A 21,521-nucleotide genomic window follows, 5' to 3' on the forward strand; every position below is an offset into this window, starting at 1 on the left:
TTGAGGCGCGCGGGCCTGAGGTGAAGAGGTGGGTGGTAGTGCCCCGTAAGGGGCGCGGGGAACTGCGCGATCGGCCACGACGGTGCCGCGTCCGGCGATGGACCGGCACCGCCAACGGCGAGACCAGTTCGGTCGGCTCGGCACCGCCGGATGACACCGTCGTGGCGTGGCGCCGTTGCGGCGGAAGAGAGTGAGTGGCGGGGGCGTGTTTGAGGCGCGCGGGCCTGAGGTGAAGAGGTGGGTGGTAGTGCCCCGTAAGGGGCGCGGGGAACTGCGCGATCGGCCATGGCGGTGCCGCACCCGGCGATGGACCGGTACCGCCAACGGCGAGGCCCGCCCGGCATCGCTAGGCCCACCCCCCTTGCCGGCGCCGTGTCCTCCGTAGGAGCCAGAAGAAGAACGGGCTCCCGAGCAGGGCCGTGAGGACGCCGAGGGGGAGCTCCGCCGGGGCGGACACCGTGCGGGCGGTGAGGTCGGCGGTCAGGAGGGTGACCGCCCCCAACAGTGCGCTTCCCGGGACGAGGAAGCGGTGCCCCGGTCCCGCCGCCATCCGCAGGACGTGCGGGACGACCAGGCCCACGAAGCCGATGATCCCCGACACGCTCACCGCCGCCGCCGTGAGGAGGGCGATGACCAGCACCAGCGTGAGCCGCAGGCGTTCGACGTCGACGCCCAGGTGCCGCGCCGGGCGCTCGCCGAGGGAGAGCAGGTCGAGACGGCGGGCGTAGCGGGGCGCCAGGGCGAGGCCCAGCAGAGCGCACGGCAGGACCGCCAGCACCTTCGGCCACGTCGCCTGGGACAGCGAACCCAGCTGCCAGAACGTGATCTGGTTGACCGCCGCCGTGTCCGCGAAGAAGAGGAACAGCCCGATCAGCGCCCCCGCGAACGCGTTCACCGCGATGCCCGTCAGGATCAGGGTCACGACCTCCGTACGGCCTCCGGAGCGGGACATCGCGTACACCAGCAGCACCGTCGCCAGCCCCGCCGCGAACGCGAACACCGACACCGTCCAGGTGCCGAGGAAGTCCAGCCCGAAGGCGATCACCCCCACCGCCCCCACCGCCGCCCCCGAGGAGACCCCGATCACCCCCGGCTCGGCGAGCGGGTTGCCGAACACGCCCTGCATCAACGCCCCCGCACACCCCAGCGAGGCACCGACGAGCAGCGCCAGCACGATCCGCGGGAAGCGCACGTTCCAGAGGACGGACTCGGGGACCCGGCCCAGTGCCGTACCGCCGAGTCCCGCGCGGTGCAGGACCGACCCCAGCACGTCCCCGGTGGGGATGGGATACGCACCGAGCCCCGCCGCCACCGGCACCAGTACGGCCAGCGCCGCCACCAGCCCCACCGTGAGCAGCGACCCGACCGTCGGCTTCCGTCCGCGCCCGCTCACTTCGCGTCGTCCCCGTACAGCTGCGCCACCACCGACTTCAGCACCTGGTCCGTACGCGGCCCGTAGTTGAGCAGCACCCCGTCCTCCACCGACACCACCCGCCGGTCCATCCCGGCCGGCGTCTGCGCGACCCCCGGGATCTTCACCAGACCGTCGATGCCCCCGACCGACTCAAGTCCCTTGGTCATCACGAGAATCGCGTCCGGCGCCGCCTTGACGAGCGCCTCGGCGGTGATGGCGGTGAAGTCCTTCGCCAGCCCGGACTCGACCCCGGCGTCCACGGCCCCCGCCGCCGCCAGCAGCGAGGTGGCCCCCGACCCCCGCCCGCCGATCAGGTACACGGAGGCCGAGCCGCGCAGGTAGAGGAAGGCGACCCGAGGCTTCGCCCGCTCCCGCGGAACCGCCTTGCGTACCACGGCGATACGGTCCTCCGTCCGCCGCGTCAGCTGTTTCCCAGCCGCCGGGACGCCGAGCGCGCCGGCCACCGCGGCGATCCGCGGACCCACGTCGTCAAGACCCTGGGCCGGGCCGACGAGCAGCACCGGGACACCGGCCTCGCGGATCTGGTCCATCGCCTCCTGGGGGCCGGTGGTCGTCTCGGCGAGCACCAGGTCCGGCTTGAGGGAGAGCACGCTCTCCGCGGAGACGTCGTGGTTGCGGGTGACGACCGGCAGCTTCACCGCCTGCCGGAAGGTCGCCGTGATGTCCCGGGCGACGACCCGGTCACCGAGCCCGAGCGTGAACACGATCTCGCTGAGGCTGCCGGAGAGCGGCACGATCCGCCGGGCCCGGCGAACCGTCACCTTCCTGCCGTCGGCGGAGGTGACGGTGACCGGGAGTTCCGGTGACGGGGTGGCGGCGAGCGGCTCGACCCGGTTGGCGGCGGCCGCCGTCGGCTTCGCCGCCGCGGCCCGCGGTGAGCCTCCGCAGGCGGTCACCGTCAGGGTGAGGGCGAGCAACGGGACCAGTGCTCCCGCCAGTCGGGTGCGCAAGCGTCGCACGGTCGTCCGTCCGTTTCTCTCGGGTCACCGGCGGCCGCTGTGGCGGCCTGGCGCAAAGCTTAGGTTAGCCTTACCTTAATTCGCTACCGGCTGTCGCACCCGCCGTACCCGCAGTGCCTGTTGCGCCCGTCGTACCCGTCGTACCCGTCATGCCCGTCGTCCCCCGGAGGACCTCCCATGCCCGCGCGCCTTCGTGCCCTGGTCACCGTGGTGTTCGCGGTGGTTGTGGGGCCCTGCTCCCGGCGGCCACCGCCCATGCCGCGAGCCGTACCGTGCAGGGCGGCCGGCTGGACTGGGGTGTGAAGTCGTCCTTCCAGAGCTATGTCACCGGCCCGATCGCGAAGGGGAGTTACTCCCTGACCGGCGGTGCGGCGACCGTGGGCAGCAGCCGGTTCCGCTTCCCCTCGGCGACCGGCACCTACGACGGCGGCACCGGCGCGTTCACCGCGTCCTTCGCCGGCGGGGTGCACTTCGTCGGCCACCGGGAGAGCAACGGCACCTACCAACTGGACCTCACCCTCAGCCGCCCCACCGTCCGCATCTCCGGCTCGGCCGGCACCCTCTACCTGGACGTCACCAGCAAGGCGAAGGGCACCGGGACGGTCACGACGTCCTCGCAGGTGCCCTTCGCCTCCCTGGCCCTGGGCGGGATCGACATGAGGGGCGCCGGCACCGCCGTCGTCCTGGACAACGTGCCCGCCACCCTCACCACCCAGGGCGCCGGTTCCTTCGCCGGCTACTACACGGCCGGCACCGCCCTGGACCCGGTGAGCCTGGCGGCGGACGTCGAGCCGGCGGGCACGCCCACCCCTGCCCCGAGCAACTCGCCCACCAGGAAGGCCACTTCGAAGGCCGACTCCGACGACTCCGACGACTCCGACGGCTCCATCGAGGACGGCGCCGTCAACTGGGGCGTGCGCCGCACCTTCCGCGAGTACGTCACCGGTGACATCGCCCGCGGCAGGTGGACGCTGACCGGCGGAGCCGAGGACGGCGGCGCCCTCTTCCGCTTCCCGAAGGGCGAAGGGGCGTACCGGAACGGCGCGTTGACGGCGAGCTTCGCGGGCGCCGTCCGCTTCACCGGCGACCACGGCCTCGACCTGAGACTGAGCGCGGTCAGGGCCACCGTCGAGGACGGCACGGGCACCCTCTACGCCGACGTCGACAGCGACGCCTTCACCGGCGACAAGGTCCCGCTGGTCACCTTCACCGCCGGGGACTTCACCGCGAAGAAGGGGCTCGCCCAGGTCACCGAGGCCCCCGCGAAGCTCACCGCCCGGGGCGCCAGGGCCTTCGCCGGGATGTACCGGGCCGGGACCGCGATGGACCCGGTCTCCCTCGCCGTCGCCCTCAACGCCGACGCCGCCCTGCCCGCCCTGCCCGACCTGGGCAGCGCGGCCGACGAGACGGAGACACCGTCACCGACACCGACCGCCGCCTCGGCGCGGCCGGTGGCGAGCGACACCACCGCCTCCGACGGCGACGGCACCCCCGTCCTGCCCGTCGCCCTCACCGCGGGCGTCCTGTCGGCCGCCGCCGCGCTCTTCGCGGTCGCCGTCCGCAGGCGCCGTACCCGCCCGGCGGCCGGGCCCGCCCCCACCGACGAGGACTGAACCCCCACCGGAAAACCACCGGGAAAACCACCGGGAAAACCACCGGAAATCCGCCGGAAATCCGCCGGAAAGCCACCGGTACACCGCCGGAACACCCACAAGGAGCCACATGCCCGCCACCACGACCAGAAAGCTCGCCCTCGCCGCCGCCGTCGCGGTCACCCTGGGAGCCGGCGCGCTCACCGCGGCGACCACCGCGTCGGCCGCCGAAGTCCCGCTCAGCGGCTACGAGTTGACGTGGGGCATCAAGCAGTCGTATCGCACCTACGTCACCACCTACGCGGCCGGCACCTTCACCCCGGCGGGCGGCGCGACCCAGGCCGCGGGCAACGGCGCCTTCACCTTCGCCCAGGGCACCGGCAGTTACGACTCCGACGCGCACACCGTGGACCTCGCCTTCCAGGGCAGCCTCCGCATCGTCTCCCAGCTGCACGGCTTCGACCTCACGCTGTCCGACGTGAGGTTCGACAGCGGGGCGGCCGAGATCACCGCGGACGTGACGAAGGACGGCACCACCACGGACGACGTCCCGCTCGCCACGGTCACCGTCACCCGCGCGATGACGGACATGACGACCACCCTCACCAAGCAGGCCGCGGACGTCTTCGGCAGCGCGAGCTACGAGGGCGCGGCCGGCGACCCGCTCACGGTCGCCCAGACCGCCACCGAGTCCCCGTCCCCGTCGCCGACCCCGTCGGACTCCGCCTCCGCTTCCGCCTCACAGAGCCCCTCCCCGTCCGCCAGCACGTCGGCGTCCCCCTCCGGGTCCGCCTCCGCCTCCCCGTCCCCCTCCGCGTCCGCGTCCGAGTCCGAGGAGCCCCCGGCCGAGGGCGACATAGCCGACGGGATCCTCACCTGGGGCGTGAAGGAGTCCTTCCGTACGTACGTCGTGGGCAGCGTGGCCCAGGGCCGGATCACCGTCTCGGACGGCGCGGCCCAGGCCGCCGGCAACGGCGCGTTCACGTTCACCGGCGCGACCGGCGACTACGACACCGACGCCGGTACGCTCTCCGCCGCCTTCGAGGGCGCCGTCGACTTCAAGGGCCACGAGAGCAACGGCACGTACGGCCTCGACCTCACCCTCGGCAACATCCGGGCGACCGTCGACGGCGGCAAGGGCGAACTCACCGCCGACGTGACGAGCCTCGGCACCACCACCGAGGACGTCGAACTGGCCGACCTGACGGCCGCCTCCGCCGACCTGACCCCCACGGACGACGTCATCACCCTGGACGACGTCACCGCCACCCTCACCGAGGCCGGCGCGAAGGCGTTCAGCGGCTACTACACGGCGGGCACCGAACTCGACCCGCTGGACCTCTCCGTCGCCCTGACGGACGACGCCCAGCTCCCGTCCGGCGACGGTGACGACGACGCGACGGGCACCCCGACCGCCACCGCCTCGGACGGCACCGCCGGTTCGGCGAGCGGCGGCGTCACCGGCTCCACCACCGGAGGCACCGGCGTCACCGGCGGCGCCCTCGCCTCCACCGGCGCGGACGTCCCGAGCGGCGTGCTGGGCGCGGCCGCCGCGGTCACCGTGGCCGCGGGCGCGGGCGTGGTGTACGCGATGCGCCGGCGCCGTACCGGGGCGTGACACCCCGCCGGGGGCGGACGGGCGCCCCCGCCTGGGACGACCCGTCCACCGCCGCCCCCGCGAATGCTTCAATGCCGGAGTGACTGATTACGACGTGCTGCGTGTCTTCTGCGCGGCGAACGGCGGATACGGCAACGAGCTCGGGGTCGTCCGCGACGGCTCCGTACTGCCCGACCGGGAGGACCGGCAGGCGCTGGCGGCGAAGCTCGGGTTCAGCGAGACCGTGTTCGTGGACGACCCCGAGCGCGGGGCCATCGACATCTACACCCCCACCCTGCGCCTGCCGTTCGCCGGCCACCCGTGCGTCGGTACGGCCTGGCTGCTGGACGTGCCCGAACTGGTCACCCCGGCCGGTGTGGTCGGCGCCCGGCTGGACGGGGAGTTCAGCTGGATCGAGGCGCTCCCGGAGTGGGCCGCGCCGCGCACCCTGCGCCAGTACGCCAAGGCCGCCGAGGTCGACGCGCTGCCGGTGCCGCCGCCGGGGGAGTGGATCTACGCCTGGGCCTGGGAGGACGAGTCGGCCGGGCGGGTCCGCGCCCGCGCCTTCCCCGGCCGTGACGACGGCATCGACGAGGACGAGGCGACCGGGGCGGCGGCGCTGCTGCTCACCGCGGAGCTGGGCCGGGCCCTGAACATCACCCAGGGCAGGGGCTCGCAGATCCTGACCGCACCTCAGCCCTACGGCTGGGTGGAGATCGGCGGGCGGGTCATCCTGGAGGGCGAGGAGAGGCAGTCGGCGGCCGACCGCTGGTGATCAGCCGGTGATCAGCCGGTCACCGACTTCTCCTGACGGCCGCGCCGCACGTAGTACCAGGTCATGTTGGACGACAGGCCTGTCAGCAGCACCCAGACGACGCCGATCGCCCAGCTGCCCTGGACGAAGGAGACGACGGCGGCGACGACGGCGAGGACGCAGACGACGAGGGCGTACAGGGCGAGGCGGGGCATAGGAGTCGATCGCTTTCCGAAGACGTCTTTCCGAAGACGTGGGGACACCGATGGCAGCCACCAGTGTCCCCCATCCGCTCAGACGTCCGTGACGCGGAGCCCGGCGTGTGCCTTGTAGCGGCGGTTGACCGAGATCAGGTTCGCGACCAGGGACTCCACCTGGTGGGCGTTGCGCAGCCGCCCCGCGAAGACGCCGCGCATCCCGGGGATGCGGCCGGCCAGCGCCTGCACGACCTCCACGTCGGTCCGCTCCTCGCCCAGCACCATCACATCGGTGTCGATCTCCTCGATCTCCGGGTCCTGGAGCAGCACGGCCGAGAGATGGTGGAAGGCGGCCGTGACCCGGGAGTCCGGCAGCAGCGCCGCGGCCTGCTCCGCCGCGCTGCCCTCCTCCGGCTTGAGCGCGTAGGCGCCCTTCTTGTCGAAGCCGAGCGGGTTGACGCAGTCCACGACCACCTTGCCGGCCAGTTCCTCGCGCAGTGACTCCAGCGTCTTGCCGTGCCCGTCCCACGGCACGGCGACGATCACGAGGTCGCTGCGGCGCGCGCACTCGGCGTTGTCGGCGCCCTCGACACCGTGACCGAGCTCGTCGGCGGCGGCCTGCGCGCGCTCGGCGGCCCGGGAGCCGATGATCACCTTCTGGCCGGCCCGGGCCAGCCGGTAGGCGAGGCCCTTGCCCTGCGGGCCGGTGCCGCCGAGCACACCCACGACCAGACCGGAGACGTCGGGCAGGTCCCAGGGATCCTTGGCGGGGGCCTTCTCGGCCGTCGGCTGCTGTGCACTGTCGGTAGAGGTCATGGGCCGACTCTACGTCCGGGCCGGCGGCCGTACCCGGTCAGGTTCGGTCAGGTGAGCCGGTTCACGGGCACCCGGCGGAAGGTGATCGTCGAATAGGCGCTGAAGTCCCCGGTCTCGTACAGGAGCCCGACGGTGGCCGCGTCGATCCGGGTCAGGTCGGAGTAGGCGGCGGGCAGTCCGTCGACCGTGTAGGCCGGCCGCCAGGTGGTACCGCCGTCGGCGGAGGCGCGGATCGTCATCAGGGCACGGCTCGCCGGATCGCCCGGCCCGGAGTACAGCAGCAGGTCCGGATCGCGGAGTTGGAGCACGCTGGCCTCGCAGACGGGGGCGGCGAGCCCGGCCTGCGGCCGGAAGGGCTTCGCCAGCGTGCGCCCGCCGTCCGCCGAGTGGGCGTCGGCCCGGTTGCCGGGCGCCGGCGAGTCGTTGCGCGTGTTGAAGTAGATCCGCCCGTCCGGGAGTTCGGCGGCGGTGGTCTCGTTCACGTTGATGTACCCGTTGGTGTTCTCGTCGAGGTAGCCGAGGTACCAGGTCTCCCCGTGGTCGTCGCTGAGCAGGCAGTGCCCGCTGTTGTACTTGCCCTCGGTGCCGTTGTCCGTTCCGGTGGGCGGCAGGGTGTGGTTGGCGGCCACGACGACCCGGCCCGAGCGCAGCTGGATGGCATGCCCGGGCGTGGTGGCGTACCACCGCCACCCGGCCTTCTTCACCGACTTGGTGATCTCCTTCGGCGCGGACCACGTCACCCCGTCGTCGTCACTGTGCTGCACCCACACCCGGCGCCCGTCGGCGTCCGACACCTGGCCGCGCAGGATGGCGTCCTCGGTGGCGGAGGCGGCGCTGCGGACGTGCACGAGCAGGATGCGGCCGGTGTCGAGGACGACGGGGGCGGGGTTCCCGGCGAGGTCGGTGCCGTTGCTCGCGGCGACCTGGAGCGGCCCCCAGGTGTGCCCGCCGTCCCCGGACCTCTTCAGCACCACGTCGATGTGCCCGTAGTCGGCGGCGGAGTTGACTCTCCCCTCGCAGAAGGCGAGCACGGTGCCCGCCCGGGAGACCACCACCGCCGGGATCCGGAAACTGGCGTAGCCCTCTTTGCCCGCGCGAAAGGGAATGCTTGCTTCTACGTCGCTCATGGGCCGCGTTCTCCCCGGTTCGGGCGAATTCGGAGTGAACTCCGCGTCACGAGTGTCCGATTACGGCAGTATGCGGGGGCATGGACGCCGTACGGGTCGCGTTGTTGCGCGAAGTGCTCGCCGGGACCGAGTGGTTGAACGCGACGCGGAGATTCGCGGGGGCCCTTCGGGGTTCGGTGGTGACCCACGGCGGCGGACTGCTCCTCCTCGGCACCCCGGACTACGAGCCCTGGCACCTCGCCGCGCACCTGGTGGACGAGGCGGCGTGGTCCGGTACGCCGGAACTGGCGCCGACCCTCGTACGGCACGACGCCCGCCCCACCGACCCGGCGCACCTCGCGGTCGGCCCCGGCCGCATCGAGACGGCCCGGCGCGGCGAGACGCTGCTGGTGGTGGCGCCGGGGGACTCGGACGCCCTGCTGGAGCGGATCCACACGGCGCGCCGAGCCGGCGTGACGGTCCTGACCCTCTCCGCCACCACCACCGCCACCGACGACGCGCTGACCGCCATGGCCCACGAGACCCTCACCGTCCCCGAGGCCGCGGAACTGGACCTGGACACGGTCCAGCACCTCGTCAGCGCGGCGACGGGCGAGAACGGCCCCTCCCCACGGGGGCGCCGCCGCTTCCGCGACCGCCTCGCAAGGCTGGCGGAAACAGTGATGGCCCCGCCCCCGACCCCCTGGTGATTGCCCACCCACCCACCCGACTCGCTCAGCCAACTGCCTTCGGCAGCACCGCGGAAGGGCAGGGAGCCTCGGGCCCGCGGCCACGGATGTCGGCTGCGGGCGCGTAGTGGTTGCTCGCGCAGTTCCCCGCGCCCCTTCAGGGCGCGTTGGTGCAGCGCCCCTTCAGGGGCGCGGGGAACTGCGCGACCGGCCCCCACCGGGCCGCACCCGGGCGAAAAGTGTTTGCTGCCGCCGAGCGCAGCGTTCAACATGGCCCAGCGTGAGCCGCCTCCTGCCCGACCTCGCCCCCTGGAAGGCCTCCGTCGACTTCCGGCGGCTGTGGTTCTCCGGTCTGATCAGCAACTTCGGGAGTTTCCTGACGTTCGTCGCGCTCCCGGTGCAGATCAAGGACCTCACCGGTTCCGCGGCCGCCGTAGGAGCCGTCGGCGCCGTCGAGCTGCTCCCGCTCGTCCTGTTCGGGCTGTACGGCGGCGCCCTCGCCGACGCCCTCGACAAGCGCGCGCTGATCGTCCGGACCGAGGCCGGTCAAGGGCTGCTCAGCGCGGGGCTGCTGGTCAACGCGCTGCTGCCGCACCCGGCCGTATGGCCGCTGTACGCCGTCGCCGCGCTCTCCTCCGCGCTGGTGTCGGTGCAGCGCCCCGCCCTCGACTCCCTCTGGCCGCGGATCGTCGCCCACGACGACCTCCCGGCCGCGGCGGCCCTCAACTCCTTCCGCTGGACGGCCGGCGGCGTCGCGGGCCCCGCCGTCGCCGGCCTGGTCGTGGCGTACGCGGGCCTCGGCTGGGCGTACGGCGCCGACCTCGTCACCTTCGTCGTCTCCGTCGTCCTCATCCTCCCCATCGCCCCGTCGCCCGCGTCCCACGAGGCCGCCGGGCCCTCCCTCCGCTCCGTCGCCGAGGGCGCCCGCTACGCCTGGAACCGCAAGGAACTCCTCGGCACCTACGCCGTCGACCTCGCGGCGATGTTCCTGGCGATGCCGCTCGCCGTACTGCCCTTCCTCGCCGACGAGTTGGACGCGGACTGGTCGCTCGGCCTGATGTACGCGAGCATCCCGGCCGGGTCGCTCCTCGTGAGCCTGGTCAGCGGCTGGACCTCGCGGGTGCGCCGGCACGGGCGGATGGTGGTGCTGTCGGCCGCGCTGTGGGGCCTGGCGATCGCCGCCGCCGGTGCCGTGGCGAACGTGTGGCTGGTGCTGCTCTTCCTCGCGGTCGCGGGCGGCTGCGACATGGTCAGCGGGATCTTCCGGTCCGCGATGTGGAACCAGACGATCCCCGACGAACTGCGCGGCCGCCTCGCCGGGATCGAACTGCTGTCGTACTCCGTGGGCCCGACCCTCGGCCAGGTCCGGGCCGGCGGCATGGCCGGATGGCTCGGCGTACGGGCGTCCGTCGGCGCGGGCGGCCTGCTGTGCACCGGCGCGGTGGGCCTGCTGGCCCTGTGCCTGCCCGCCCTGATGTCGTACGACGCGCAGACCGACGAACACGCCGTACGGCTGCGCGCCCGACGCACTCGGGGCGCGACCGAGGCCGCCGCCCCCACCCAGCTCTGATCAGCCCTCGTCCTCAGCCCTCGTCCGAGGAGTCACCCGCCGGCGCGTCGTGCCAGCGCGGATCGTTCTCCCACTGGAGGTTGCGCTCCCGCGCGGTCTCCATCGCGTGCTCGGCCTCCGCACGGGTGGCGTAGGGGCCGAACCGGTCTTTGGCGGGGCACTCCGGGCCCTCCTCGACCTTCTGGTGCTGCAGGCAGTAGTACCACTCGCCCGCCTTTGCGACGGTCCGCTTCTTGAACAGGGCCATGACCGGCTCCTTTCACCTTCCACATGTTCCCCCATGCCCGCTGGTTAGACTCGCTGGCATGTCTGGCCAGTCGCTGCTCGTACCAGGGGAGCTCTCTCCCACCCGTTCGGTACCCGGAAACATCCGCCGCCCCGAGTACGTCGGCAAACCCGCGCCGACCCCGTACACCGGGCCGGAGGTGCAGACCTCCGAGACCATCGAGGCGATGCGCATCGCCGGCCGTATCGCCGCACAGGCGATGGAGGAGGCCGCGAAGATCATCGCGCCGGGTGTGACGACGGACGAGCTCGACAAGGTGGCGCACGCCTACATGTGCGACCACGGGGCGTACCCGTCCACCCTCGGCTACCGCGGCTTCCCCAAGTCCCTGTGCACGAGCGTCAACGAGGTCATCTGCCACGGCATTCCGGACTCGACGGTGCTCCAGGACGGAGACATCGTCAACCTGGACGTGACGGCGTACATCGGCGGGGTGCACGGCGACAACAACGCGACCTACCTCGTCGGGGACGTGGACGAGGAGAGCCGGCTGCTGGTGGAGCGGACCCGGGAGTCCCTCGACCGGGCGATCAAGGCGGTCCGGCCGGGCCGGCAGATCAACATCATCGGCCGGGTCATCGAGTCGTACGCCAAGCGCTTCGGCTACGGGGTGGTCCGGGACTTCACCGGCCACGGCATCAGCTCGTCGTTCCACTCCGGCCTGATCATCCCGCACTACGACAGCCCGCACGCGACGACCGTGATGCACCCCGGGATGACCTTCACGATCGAGCCGATGCTCACGCTCGGGACGTACGAGTACGACATGTGGGACGACGGCTGGACCGTCGTCACCAAGGACCGCAGGCGGACCGCGCAGTTCGAGCACACGCTGGTGGTGACCGACACCGGCGCGGACGTCCTCACGCTTCCCTGACCCCTGGTCGACCGGGCTCGTCCTCCCCTCGGAGGGCGGGCCTTTTTTCCGGTACGCTTTTACCGACAGGGTGTCGGTAACTTTACCGACGAAGCGTCGGCAAGAGCATTGACTTAGGTAAGCCTTACCTTAGAGGATGTTGCCCATGGACTCCTTCTCGACACTCATCCGCACCGCGTCCCACGAGCAGCACGTGGCGGCGGAGACCTCGACGTTCATGAGCGACCTGCTGGGCGGCCGGCTCGGTGTGGAGGCGTACGCCCGCTACACCGAGCAGCTGTGGTTCGTGTACGAGGCGCTGGAGGGCGCGGCCGGGCGGCTGGCGTCGGACCCGGTGGCCGGACCGTTCGTGCGGCCCGAGCTGTTCCGGCTGGCGGCGCTGGAGCGGGACCTGGCGCACCTGCGCGGGCCCGGGTGGCGGACGGGGTGCACGGCGCTGCCGGCGACCGAGGAGTACGCGGCGCGGGTGTGGGAGTGCGCCGAGGGATGGCCGGGCGGCTACCTCGCCCACCACTACACCCGCTACCTCGGCGACCTCTCCGGTGGCCAGATCATCCGCGACCGGGCCGAGCGGACCTGGGGGTTCAAGCGAAAGGGCGACGGCGTCCGCTTCTACGTCTTCGAGGACATCGCCAACCCGGCCGCCTTCAAGCGCGGTTACCGCGAACTGCTGGACGCGGTGAACGCCGACGACCTGGAGAGGCAGCGCATCGTGACCGAGTGCAAGCGGGCGTTCGCCCTCAACACGGCGGTGTTCCTGGAACTGGGCGAGGAGTTCCCGCTGTCGGCCTGACCCCGCCGCTACTGGCTGATCGAGCAGAACTCGTCCGTCCCCTGCCAGAAGCGGTAGAGCTGCTGACCGCAGTACTGGTCCAGGTCTCCGACGCCCAGGTGGCGCAGCAGCGCGTCGATCACGTCGAAGAACGCGCTGTTGATCGACGGCACCCACAGGAGCGCGAACACGAAGAGCAGACCGAACGGGGCGAACGGCTCCACCTGGCGCTTGATGTTGTACGACAGCCAGGGCTCGATCACGCCGTAGCCGTCCAGGCCCGGCACCGGCAGGAAGTTCAGGATCGCGGCCGTGACCTGGAGCAGGGCGAGGAAGGCGAGCGCGAAACGGAAGTCGCGCGGGACGCCGTCCAGGGCGTCCAGCCAGAAGGGGGCGGTGCAGACGGCGGCGAACAGGACGTTCGTCAGCGGACCGGCGGCGGAGATCAGGCTGTGCCGCCAGCGGCCCCGGATCCGGCTGCGCTCGATGAAGACCGCGCCGCCCGGCAGACCGATCCCGCCCATGATCACGAACAGCACCGGGAGCACGATGCTCAGCAGCGCGTGCGTGTACTTCAGCGGGTTCAGGGTCAGGTAGCCCTTGGCGCCCACCGTGATGTCCCCGCCGTGCAGGGCGGTGCGCGCGTGCGCGTACTCGTGCAGGCAGAGCGAGACGATCCAGGCCGCCGTCACGAACAGGAACACGGCGACCCCGGGCTGCTCGGCGAACCCGGACCAGGTGGCCCACCCGGTGACCGCGGTGACGGCGAGGATCCCGACGAACACGGGACTGATCCGCCGGTCACTGGGGCGGGTGGTGGTGGCGGTCATGGGCGGGGCTCCTGGAGAACTGGGGTGGTCGGCAAGGGTCCGACCGTACCTGGCGGGGGGCGGAAACGCCTCGGGTGCAGGGGAAATACCTCTCGGCGCAGAGGAAAACGTCTCGCGACCGCCGTCCGGTTCCTGGAGGGTTGGGACATGCGACTGCTGAAGGTGTTCTACGAGGACTGGCAGATGGAGTGCTGCGGCACACCGTTCTCGGTCGGCGACGAGGTGGCCTGGAAACTGGTCGCCTACGGGGCCGAGGCCCGGCGGGAGAACGCCGGGTACGGCGCCGAGACCTGGGTGGAGAACCACGGCGGACCCGACCGCCCGACCACCGGCCGTGTCCATGCCGTCGTCCTGGTCCACGAGGAGTACCGCTTCCACCGGACCGACCCGGTGCCGGTGGCGCCGGGGGAGGGAGAGGGGGACGGGGAGGGGGCGGGAGTCGTGCTCCGGGGCACGGGACGCGGCCTGGAAGCGGTGCCCGGAACCCTCACGCTGGAGCCCGTCGACAGCTGCCCCCGGTGGTTCGGGGAGGCGGACCTCGGCACGGTGGACGGCCTGCGGCGGGTCCGCCGCACCTGCGGTGCCCTCGTCACACTGGACGCCCCGGACACCGCGCACGTCCTGCGCCCCTGACGCCACCGGGCGGGCCCGCCCGACGCTCCTGCACGGGCCCCGACGCCCCGCCTTCGACACCCTGCCTTCGAAACCCCGTGACCGCTGCTGACGTCCCCAGGGACAATGGACCCCGTGCGCTACGCGATCCTCGGCACCACCCAGGTACTCCGCCCCGACGGCACGGCCGTTCCCGTGGGCGGTTCTCGGCTGCGTGCCCTGCTGACCGTGCTCGCGCTGCGGGCCGGACGCGGCGTGCCCGCCGGACTGCTCGTCGACGAGGTGTGGGGCGACGAACCGCCCGCCGACGCGACCGGCGCCCTCCAGGCCCTGGTCGGCCGGCTGCGCAGGGCGCTCGGCGCGGACGCGATCGAGTCCACCGACGGCGGCTACCGGCTCGCCGCCGCCCCCGACGACGTCGACCTGCACCGCTTCGAGCGGCTCACCGGCGAGGGCCTGCGCGCCCTCGCCGACGGCGACCCCGCCAAGGCGGCCACCGCCCTCGACGACGCCCTCGCCCTGTGGCACGGCCCGGCCCTGGCCGACCTGCCCGACCGCACCGCCGAGGCGGCCCGCGTCGACGTCCGCCGCCTCGACGCCCTGCGCGCCCGGCACACCGCCGCCCTCGCCCTCGGCCAGGCCGAGCAGTCCCTGCCCGAGCTCACCGCCCTGTGCGACGCCCACCCCCTCGACGAGCCCCTCCAGACCCTGCGCCTGCGCGCCCTGCACAGCACCGGCCGCACCGCCGAGGCGCTCGCCGCCTACGACGACGTTCGGCACCTCCTCGCCGACCGCCTCGGCTCCGACCCCGGGCCCGAACTGCGCGCCCTGCACGCCGAGCTCCTCGACCCGGCGCCCACGGCGGACGAACCGTCCCGGCCCGGCAACCTGCGCGCCCGGCTCACCTCCTTCGTCGGGCGCGAGGCCGACATCGAGACCATCCGGGGCGACCTCGCCGCCGCCCGGCTGGTCACCCTGCTCGGGCCCGGCGGGGCCGGCAAGACCCGGCTGTCGCAGGAGGCCGCCGAGACCGTGCGGTACGCCGCACGGGACGGCGTCTGGCTGGCCGAGCTGGCCCCCGTCGACGACCCGGCCGACGTCCCCGAGGCCGTGCTCAGCTCGCTCGGCGCCCGCCAGGCCGTGCTGTACGGCGGCGGCGCCGAGGCCATGCGGGCCGCCGCCGACCGGCACGACGACCCGGTCGAGCGGCTCGTCGACCACTGCGCCCGGCGCCGGATGGTGCTCGTCCTCGACAACTGCGAGCACGTCGTCGACGCGGCGGCCGACCTGGCGGCCCGGCTCCTGGAGCGCTGCCCGGACCTGACGATCCTGGCCACCAGCCGCGAACCCCTCGGCGTACCCGGGGAGTTGCTGCGCCCGGTGGAGCCGCTGCCCGAGCCGGTGGCGCTGCGGCTGCTCGCCGACCGGGGCGCAGCGGCCCGCCCCGGTTTCACGGTCGGCGCCGACGACGAGACCGCGGCCGCGTGCGCCGAGATCTGCCGCCGCCTGGACGGACTGCCCCTCGCCATCGAACTGGCCGCGGCCCGGCTGCGGGTGCTGACCCCGCGCCAGATAGCCGACCGGCTCGACGACCGCTTCCGCCTCCTCACCTCCGGCAGCCGTACCGTGCTGCCCCGCCAGCAGACCCTGCGCGCGGTCGTCGACTGGTCCTGGGACCTGCTCGACGCCGGCGAACGCGACGTCCTCGGCCGTCTCTCCCTCTTCGCGGGCGGCTGCGACCTGGCCGCCGCCGAGGCCGTCTGCGGCCCCGCCGCCCTCGACGCGCTCGGCTCCCTGGTCGACAAGTCCCTGGTCGTGGCGGCCCCTTCGGGCGAGGCCGAGGACGGCGGGATGCGCTACCGGCTCCTGGAGACCGTCGCCGAGTACGCCGGCGAGCGCCTCGACGAGAGCGGCGAGCGCGCCGCGGCCGAGCGCGCCCATCTGACGTACTACCGCGAACTCGCCCGCACCACCGATCCGTTGCTGCGCGGCCCCGGCCAGCGGGCCGCCATCGCACGGCTCCGGCTGGAGTACGAGAACCTGCGTACCGCGCTGCGGCACGCCATCGCGGTACGGGACGAGCACGAGGCGCTCTGCCTGCTCCACTCCCTGTTCTGGTACTGGCAGATGCACGACCAGCGCATCGAGACCCGCGCCTGGTGCACCGACGTCATAGCCCTCGGCCCCGACCCGTTCGCCCCGCCGCTGCGCCGGGCCGAACCGGTGTGGCAGCGCTGCACCGACACCCCGCCGCCGTACACCGGAGAGCTCCTCGTCGAGGCCCGGCGCGGTGTGCACCTGGCCCATCTGGCCTGTATGGACACCGAGCTGGACGTCTGGCAGACGCCCGAGGCCCAGGCCAAGCTGCGCGCGGTCACCGAGGTCTACGAGCCCGGCATGCCGCAGACCTGCCGGGCTCCGGGCATGTTCTGGTTCTTCGCCGTGATGCTGACCGGCGGCATGGACCGGCTGCGCGAGATCCTCGACGCCGGTGTCCGCACCTGCCGCGAGACGCCCGGCTACGAGTGGGAGCTGGCCGGCAGCCTCGCCATGCGCGCCAACCTGCTCGCCAACCGCGCCGCCTGGGCGGACGACGCCACCCGGGACGCCGACGAGGCACTGGAGATCTTCCGGCGCCTCGGGGACGACTGGGGCACCGCCGAGGCCTTCTCCGGGCGCGCCGAGTCCCGCGAGCGCAGAGGCGACTACCTGGCGGCGGCCGTCGACTACGAGGCCGCCATCGAGCGGGTCGGCCTGCTCGGCGCCCGCTCCCAGACCGCCGTGCTGAACGCCCGCCTCGGCAGCGTGCTGATCGAGTCGGGCGACACCGAGCGCGGGGAACGGCTGCTGCGCCAGGTCATCGCCGACAACGAGAGCCTGAGCAACGAGGCGATGCCCGCCGCCCGGCTCTTCCTCACCACCTGGCTCCTGATCAGCGGCCGCATCCCCGAGGCCCGCGAGCAGGTCCGGCTGCTGCGCAGCGAGTTCAAGATCTCCCACTTCGTCGTCTTCGACGCCCTGATCCTCACCCAGGAGGCCTGGGTGGACGCCCTCGACGGCCTCCACGCGGAGGCCCTGGCCAGGCTGCGGGATGCGCTGCGGCTCGCCGCCGACCCGCTCAGCGAGGCCATCACCCCGCATCTGCCGTCCGTCTGCCTGACCGTCGCCGCGGTCGCCCTCGCCGGCCTCGACGGGGGCGTGCGCGCCGGGGACGCCGCCCGCTGCCTGGGCGCCGCCGACGCCCTGGTGCCGCCCGGCCACGTCCAGGTCGGCCTGGAGCGCACGGCACGCGACCGGTCCGAGGCCCGGGTCCGGGCCGTCCTGGACGACGACCGGGCCTACGAGTCGGCGTACGCCGAGGGCGGTGGCCTCTCCCGCGTGGAGGCCACCGCCCTGATCTGACGTGTTCCGGTGAACGTCAGCTCTTCGTACGGAACTTGTAGATCGCGTACGGTGCCGCGATCGCCGTGATCCCCACCGACCAGCCCAGCGTCACCCACAGGTCGTGGGCGACCGGGCCGCCGACCATCAGGCCGCGCGCGGCGTCGGCGAGCGTGGACAGCGGGTTGTAGTCGGTGAAGTTCTGCAGCCAGCCCGGCATCGAGTTCGTCGGCGCGAAGATCGACGAGCCGAACTGCAGCGGGAACAGCACCAGGAACCCCATGGCCTGCACGGACTGGGCGTTCTTCAGGATCACGCCCAGGGTGAGGAACACCCACATGATCGAGGAGGCGAACACCGCGGACAGCCCCACGGCGGCGAACAGCCCGCCCCAGTGGTTGATGTGGAACCCGACGAGCACCGCGACGATCATCAGCACGGCGGTCGCGAACAGCATCCGCACCAGTTCCACCGAGATCTTCGCGAACAGCACCGAGCCGCGCCCGATCGGCAGCGACCGGAACCGGTCCATCACGCCGGAGTTGAAGTCCTGGCTGAACCCGGTGCCGACGCCCTGCGAGAGCGTCATGCTCATCATCGCGATCATGCCCGGGATGACGTACTGGACGTATCCGTCCTGACCGCCGCCGAGCGCCTGCCCGATCGAGCCGCCGAAGACGTACACGAACAGCAGCGTGAAGACGACCGGCATCAGCAGCGCGTCGAACATCGACTCCGGGTCCTGCCGGATCCACAGCAGATTGCGGCGGACCAGGGCTCCGGTGTGCCGCAGGTGCGCGCGCAGCGGGATACGGACGTCGGCGGCCGGGGTGGCGGTGGTGGCGGTGGCGGCGCTCATACGGCGACCTCCTGACGGTCGTCGGCGGTCTTGGCGTCCTGCGGGGCACTGGCGCGGTGGCCGGTGAGGGACAGGAACACCTCGTCCAGGCTGGGCAGTTCGGTGGTGATGGAGCTGATGGTGATACCGCGGGCGGTCACGGCGCCGACCACGGCGGTCAGCTGCTCGTCGCTGAGGATCGGCACCAGCAGCGTGCCGTTCTCGCCGTCCACGGTGGTACCGGCGAGCCCGGTGATCCCGAGTTCGTCGATCATGTCGGCGAGCGGCCGGACCTGCAGCGGATCGACGGGCCGCACCCGCAGCGTCCGTCCGCCGACCTTCGCCTTCAGCTCCTCCACCCGGCCGTTCGCGATGACCTTCCCGCGGTCCACGACGGTCAGCTCGGAGGCGAGCTGCTCGGCCTCCTCCATGTACTGGGTGGTCAGCAGCACGGTCACCCCGTCCCCGACCATGGTCTTGACCTCGGCCCACACCTCGTTGCGGGTGCGCGGGTCGAGACCGGTGGTCGGCTCGTCCAGGAACAGCACCTGGGGGTGTCCGATCATCGAGGCGGCGAGGTCGAGCCGGCGCCGCATGCCGCCGGAGTAGGTGCTCGCCGGCCGCTTCGCGGCCTCGGTCAGCGAGAACCGCTCCAGCAGCTCGTCGGCCCGGGCTCGCGCGTCCTTGCGCGGCAGGTCAAGGAGCCGCCCGATCATGTACAGGTTCTCCCAGCCCGGCAGCTTCTCGTCCACGGAGGCGTACTGCCCGGTCAGGCCGATCACCCGGCGCAGCTGGCGGGGCTGGCGCAGCACGTCGTACCCGGCGACGGTCGCCTCTCCCGCATCGGGCTTCAGCAGCGTGGACAGGATCCGTACCAGGGTGGTCTTGCCGGCCCCGTTCGGACCGAGCACGCCCATCACGGTGCCCTGGCGGACGTCCAGATCAACTCCGTCGAGTGCCTTGGTGTCGCCGTAGTGCTTCACCAGCCCCCGTACGGACACGGCGTTGTTGTCGATTCGCGTCATGGGAAGAACCGTGCCAGGCCCCACCGACAAACCACCGACAGCCCACCGACACCGGCCGCCGGCCCGCCGACATCCCGCCGACGGCCCGCCCGGCCCGCCGACGGCCTGCCCGGCCCGCCGACGGTTTGCCCGGCCTACTGACGGCTTTCCCGGCCTGGCCACGGCAATCCCGGCCCACCGATGGCGTGCCCGGCCCACCGATGGCAGTCCCGGCCCACCGATGGCCCGCCCGGCCCGCCGACTGCTCGGCGGCACGAGGGGGGCGTACCGTGCGGGGCGTGACCCCACTCGCGGCCCAGGCCATCCGCACCGGGCGGCTGGACCTGCTGCCGCTGTGCGTCGAGCACGCCGAGGAGATGGCCGCGGTGCTGTCCGACCCGGCCCTGCACACCTTCACCGGCGGCGCACCTGACACCGCCGAGACCCTGCGCTCGCGCTACCGGCGCATCACCGCGGGCTCCGGCGACCCGGCCGTCTCCTGGCTGAACTGGGTGATCCGGCTCCGCGCGGAGTCCTGCCTGACGGGTTACGTCCAGGCGACGGTCCGGGGCCCGGTCGCCGAGATCGCCTGGGTGGTGGGCACCCCATGGCAGGGCCGGGGCATCGCCACCGAGGCCGCCCGCGGCCTGGTCGACCGGCTCACCCGCGGCCTTTCGGCCACCGTCATCGCCCACATCCACCCCGCCCACCACGCCTCCGCCGCCGTCGCCGGGGCCGCCGGTCTGGTCCCCACCGACGTACGGCACGACGGCGAGGTCCGCTGGCACCTCCCTACCGCCCCGACCGCCCCTTCGGTGGGTGCGGCAGACGCAGCCCGACGAGGCTCTGGAGGGTGAGTGCGGCGGCGGCCGTGGCGGTGACCGCGAAGCCGCCGTGCGGCCCGAGTGCGTCGATCGCCCGGCCGGAGACCGCCGCCGCGGCGGCCGAGCCCGCCGCGCTCGCGGAGCCCAGCCAGGAGAACGCCTGGGTCAGGACGGACCGGTGCACGGTCGACTGGGCCAGCACGGAGAAGAGCACCAGGAGGACCGGGATCGTGGCACCGGTCAGTACCACGACCAGTCCGAGCCCGAACGGCGAGCCGACCGTGAGCAACAGCAGGGTGCCGAGGGTCAGCACACCGCTCGCCATCGTCAGCTGTACCCGGGGTGCGGTACGCCACCGGCGCAGCCCGTACAGCCATCCGGCCAGCAGTCCGCTGCAGCCGGTGACGGCGAAGACCGGGGTCGCGGCGCCCGGCGCGCCGTGCGCCACGGCGAAGGCGGGCACCGCCACCTGCATGGCGCCGAAGAACACCCCGATGGCGAGGTTGAGCCCCATCAGCAGGAGGATCTCGCCGCGCAGCAACGACCGGTCCTCGCGGGCGGCTGCGGGGCCGTCGGCCGCCGGCGGGGGCGCGCTGCCGCGCTGTGCCGCGAGGACCAGCCCTCCGGCCACCGACAGGGAGGTGGCCAGCACCGTGCCGGCCACCGGATGTCCGGCCGCGGCGAGGGCGCTGACCAGCACCGGGCCCAGGAGGTAGCCCGCCTCGTTGGCGACGGACTCCAGCGCGAAGGCGGTGGGCAGCTCCGCCGCCCGGCCGGTGCGCAGCAGCGCCGACCAGCGGGCCGCGGACAGCGCGCCGAGCTGGGGAACGCCGGCGCCGGCCAGCGCACCGCCCAGGGCCAGCAGGGCGTCGGGGGCGCCGGCGGCGACCAGCGACACCAGGAGCGCCACCGCGAGGGCGTGCGCGAGCAGTACGGGCGGCAGGACCCTGGTCTGCCCGAACCGGTCGACGAGCCGGGCCACCTGTGGCGCCCCGAGCGCTTCGGCCAGCGCGAAACACCCGCCGACCAGCCCGGCCGCGGTGAAGGTGCCGGTGCGGCCGTGTACGAGCCAGACGATGCCGATGCCGGTCATCGCGACGCCGACGCGTCCGAGCGACGCCGGCAGGAAGAAGGCCGCGGCTCCCGGGGTACGCAGCAGGGCACGGTAGTTCGCCGACGGCACGGCGAGTCCTGTTCGCCGCCCGGCGGGACGGTCCACGTGGGTCGTCGGTGCCCGGATGTGCCGACCCGTGGTCTCCGTCTGGAACCGTCCAGTGCTGGCGCGGGGAGGGGACACGCGCCCCGCACCGACTCCGTCACCGGGCAGAAGTCTTGACGTGTTGTGGGCGGCCAGTCTCGCCGCCGGGGCCGGCGATGTCCAT

The 21,521-nt window shown here is 73.0% G+C and carries 20 protein-coding genes; 10 read left to right on the plus strand and 10 right to left on the minus strand.

What is annotated here, in order from left to right:
* Positions 1-346 precede the first annotated feature (346 nt).
* Positions 347-1,393 (minus strand): iron ABC transporter permease, encoded by a 1,047-nt coding sequence (locus KVT45_RS31800; protein WP_217552597.1) that lies wholly within the window; start codon positions 1,391-1,393, stop codon positions 347-349.
* A complete protein-coding gene (locus KVT45_RS31805; RefSeq protein WP_217552598.1) occupies positions 1,390-2,394 on the minus strand; it encodes an ABC transporter substrate-binding protein in 1,005 nt (334 codons plus the stop codon). Before KVT45_RS31805 ends, KVT45_RS31800 begins: the two co-directional genes overlap by 4 nt.
* Before the next feature lie 233 nt (positions 2,395-2,627).
* Between KVT45_RS31805 and KVT45_RS31810 the strand changes: the two genes are divergently transcribed.
* From KVT45_RS31810 to KVT45_RS31820, 3 genes are all read left to right on the plus strand, one after another.
* Positions 2,628-4,007, plus strand: a complete 1,380-nt coding sequence (locus KVT45_RS31810; protein WP_254647659.1) for an HtaA domain-containing protein — start codon at positions 2,628-2,630, stop codon at positions 4,005-4,007.
* Positions 4,008-4,116: 109 nt separating this feature from the next.
* Positions 4,117-5,604 (plus strand): HtaA domain-containing protein, encoded by a 1,488-nt coding sequence (locus KVT45_RS31815; RefSeq protein WP_217552600.1) that lies wholly within the window; start codon positions 4,117-4,119, stop codon positions 5,602-5,604.
* Positions 5,605-5,683: 79 nt separating this feature from the next.
* Complete coding sequence (locus KVT45_RS31820) at positions 5,684-6,358, plus strand: PhzF family phenazine biosynthesis protein (protein ID WP_217552601.1); 675 nt, start codon at positions 5,684-5,686, stop codon at positions 6,356-6,358.
* Positions 6,359-6,369: 11 nt separating this feature from the next.
* Here the strand turns inward: KVT45_RS31820 and KVT45_RS31825 are convergent, their stop codons facing one another.
* The 3 genes from KVT45_RS31825 to KVT45_RS31835 all read right to left on the minus strand — a co-directional run bounded on the left by KVT45_RS31825 (position 6,370) and on the right by KVT45_RS31835 (position 8,477).
* Positions 6,370-6,552 (minus strand): hypothetical protein, encoded by a 183-nt coding sequence (locus KVT45_RS31825; protein WP_217552602.1) that lies wholly within the window; start codon positions 6,550-6,552, stop codon positions 6,370-6,372.
* Between the two features lie 78 nt (positions 6,553-6,630).
* Entirely contained in the window at positions 6,631-7,350 is a 720-nt protein-coding gene (gene npdG / locus KVT45_RS31830; RefSeq protein WP_217552603.1) for an NADPH-dependent F420 reductase, read from the minus strand.
* A gap of 47 nt (positions 7,351-7,397) precedes the next feature.
* Complete coding sequence (locus KVT45_RS31835; RefSeq protein ID WP_217552604.1) at positions 7,398-8,477, minus strand: exo-alpha-sialidase; 1,080 nt, start codon at positions 8,475-8,477, stop codon at positions 7,398-7,400.
* Between the two features lie 80 nt (positions 8,478-8,557).
* On the opposite strand from KVT45_RS31835, the gene KVT45_RS31840 reads away from it, so the two are divergent.
* Both KVT45_RS31840 and KVT45_RS31845 read left to right on the plus strand, forming a co-directional pair.
* Entirely contained in the window at positions 8,558-9,166 is a 609-nt protein-coding gene (locus tag KVT45_RS31840) for a hypothetical protein (RefSeq protein ID WP_217552605.1), read from the plus strand.
* Between the two features lie 259 nt (positions 9,167-9,425).
* Positions 9,426-10,715, plus strand: coding sequence for an MFS transporter (locus KVT45_RS31845; RefSeq protein WP_217552606.1), 1,290 nt, complete (start codon positions 9,426-9,428; stop codon positions 10,713-10,715).
* 13 nt (positions 10,716-10,728) lie between these two features.
* Here KVT45_RS31845 and KVT45_RS31850 read toward each other — a convergent pair whose 3' ends face one another.
* Positions 10,729-10,962 (minus strand): hypothetical protein, encoded by a 234-nt coding sequence (locus tag KVT45_RS31850; RefSeq protein ID WP_217552607.1) that lies wholly within the window; start codon positions 10,960-10,962, stop codon positions 10,729-10,731.
* A gap of 58 nt (positions 10,963-11,020) precedes the next feature.
* On the opposite strand from KVT45_RS31850, the gene map reads away from it, so the two are divergent.
* Both map and KVT45_RS31860 read left to right on the plus strand, forming a co-directional pair.
* Positions 11,021-11,878 (plus strand): type I methionyl aminopeptidase, encoded by an 858-nt coding sequence (gene map / locus KVT45_RS31855; RefSeq protein WP_217552608.1) that lies wholly within the window; start codon positions 11,021-11,023, stop codon positions 11,876-11,878.
* A gap of 145 nt (positions 11,879-12,023) precedes the next feature.
* Positions 12,024-12,671 carry a heme oxygenase (biliverdin-producing) gene (locus tag KVT45_RS31860; RefSeq protein ID WP_217552609.1) on the plus strand — a complete coding sequence of 216 codons (648 nt, stop codon included), beginning with the start codon at positions 12,024-12,026 and terminating at the stop codon, positions 12,669-12,671.
* A gap of 8 nt (positions 12,672-12,679) precedes the next feature.
* Here KVT45_RS31860 and KVT45_RS31865 read toward each other — a convergent pair whose 3' ends face one another.
* On the minus strand, positions 12,680-13,480 hold the full coding sequence (locus tag KVT45_RS31865) for a site-2 protease family protein (RefSeq protein WP_217552610.1): 801 nt from the start codon (positions 13,478-13,480) through the stop codon (positions 12,680-12,682).
* Between the two features lie 147 nt (positions 13,481-13,627).
* Between KVT45_RS31865 and KVT45_RS31870 the strand changes: the two genes are divergently transcribed.
* Together KVT45_RS31870 and KVT45_RS31875 are read left to right on the plus strand one after the other, a co-directional pair.
* Positions 13,628-14,113 carry a DUF6578 domain-containing protein gene (locus tag KVT45_RS31870; protein WP_217552611.1) on the plus strand — a complete coding sequence of 162 codons (486 nt, stop codon included), beginning with the start codon at positions 13,628-13,630 and terminating at the stop codon, positions 14,111-14,113.
* Between the two features lie 105 nt (positions 14,114-14,218).
* Positions 14,219-17,494, plus strand: a complete 3,276-nt coding sequence (locus tag KVT45_RS31875; RefSeq protein WP_217552612.1) for a BTAD domain-containing putative transcriptional regulator — start codon at positions 14,219-14,221, stop codon at positions 17,492-17,494.
* A gap of 16 nt (positions 17,495-17,510) precedes the next feature.
* Here the strand turns inward: KVT45_RS31875 and KVT45_RS31880 are convergent, their stop codons facing one another.
* Positions 17,511-18,332: an ABC transporter permease gene (locus KVT45_RS31880; RefSeq protein ID WP_217552613.1), complete on the minus strand. Its 822-nt coding sequence runs from the start codon at positions 18,330-18,332 to the stop codon at positions 17,511-17,513.
* Positions 18,329-19,336 (minus strand): ATP-binding cassette domain-containing protein, encoded by a 1,008-nt coding sequence (locus tag KVT45_RS31885; RefSeq protein WP_217552614.1) that lies wholly within the window; start codon positions 19,334-19,336, stop codon positions 18,329-18,331. Before KVT45_RS31885 ends, KVT45_RS31880 begins: the two co-directional genes overlap by 4 nt.
* Positions 19,337-19,614: 278 nt before the next feature.
* On the opposite strand from KVT45_RS31885, the gene KVT45_RS31890 reads away from it, so the two are divergent.
* Positions 19,615-20,172 (plus strand): GNAT family N-acetyltransferase, encoded by a 558-nt coding sequence (locus KVT45_RS31890; protein ID WP_308310920.1) that lies wholly within the window; start codon positions 19,615-19,617, stop codon positions 20,170-20,172.
* Here KVT45_RS31890 and KVT45_RS31895 read toward each other — a convergent pair.
* Positions 20,108-21,322: an MFS transporter gene (locus KVT45_RS31895; RefSeq protein ID WP_217552616.1), complete on the minus strand. Its 1,215-nt coding sequence runs from the start codon at positions 21,320-21,322 to the stop codon at positions 20,108-20,110. The two genes, KVT45_RS31890 and KVT45_RS31895, sit on opposite strands and share 65 nt — an antisense overlap.
* Between the last annotated feature and the right edge of the window lie 199 nt (positions 21,323-21,521).

Origin of the sequence: Streptomyces sp. GbtcB6 (assembly GCF_019091475.1) — a bacterium.
Taxonomy (GTDB): Bacteria; Actinomycetota; Actinomycetes; order Streptomycetales; family Streptomycetaceae; genus Streptomyces; species Streptomyces hyaluromycini.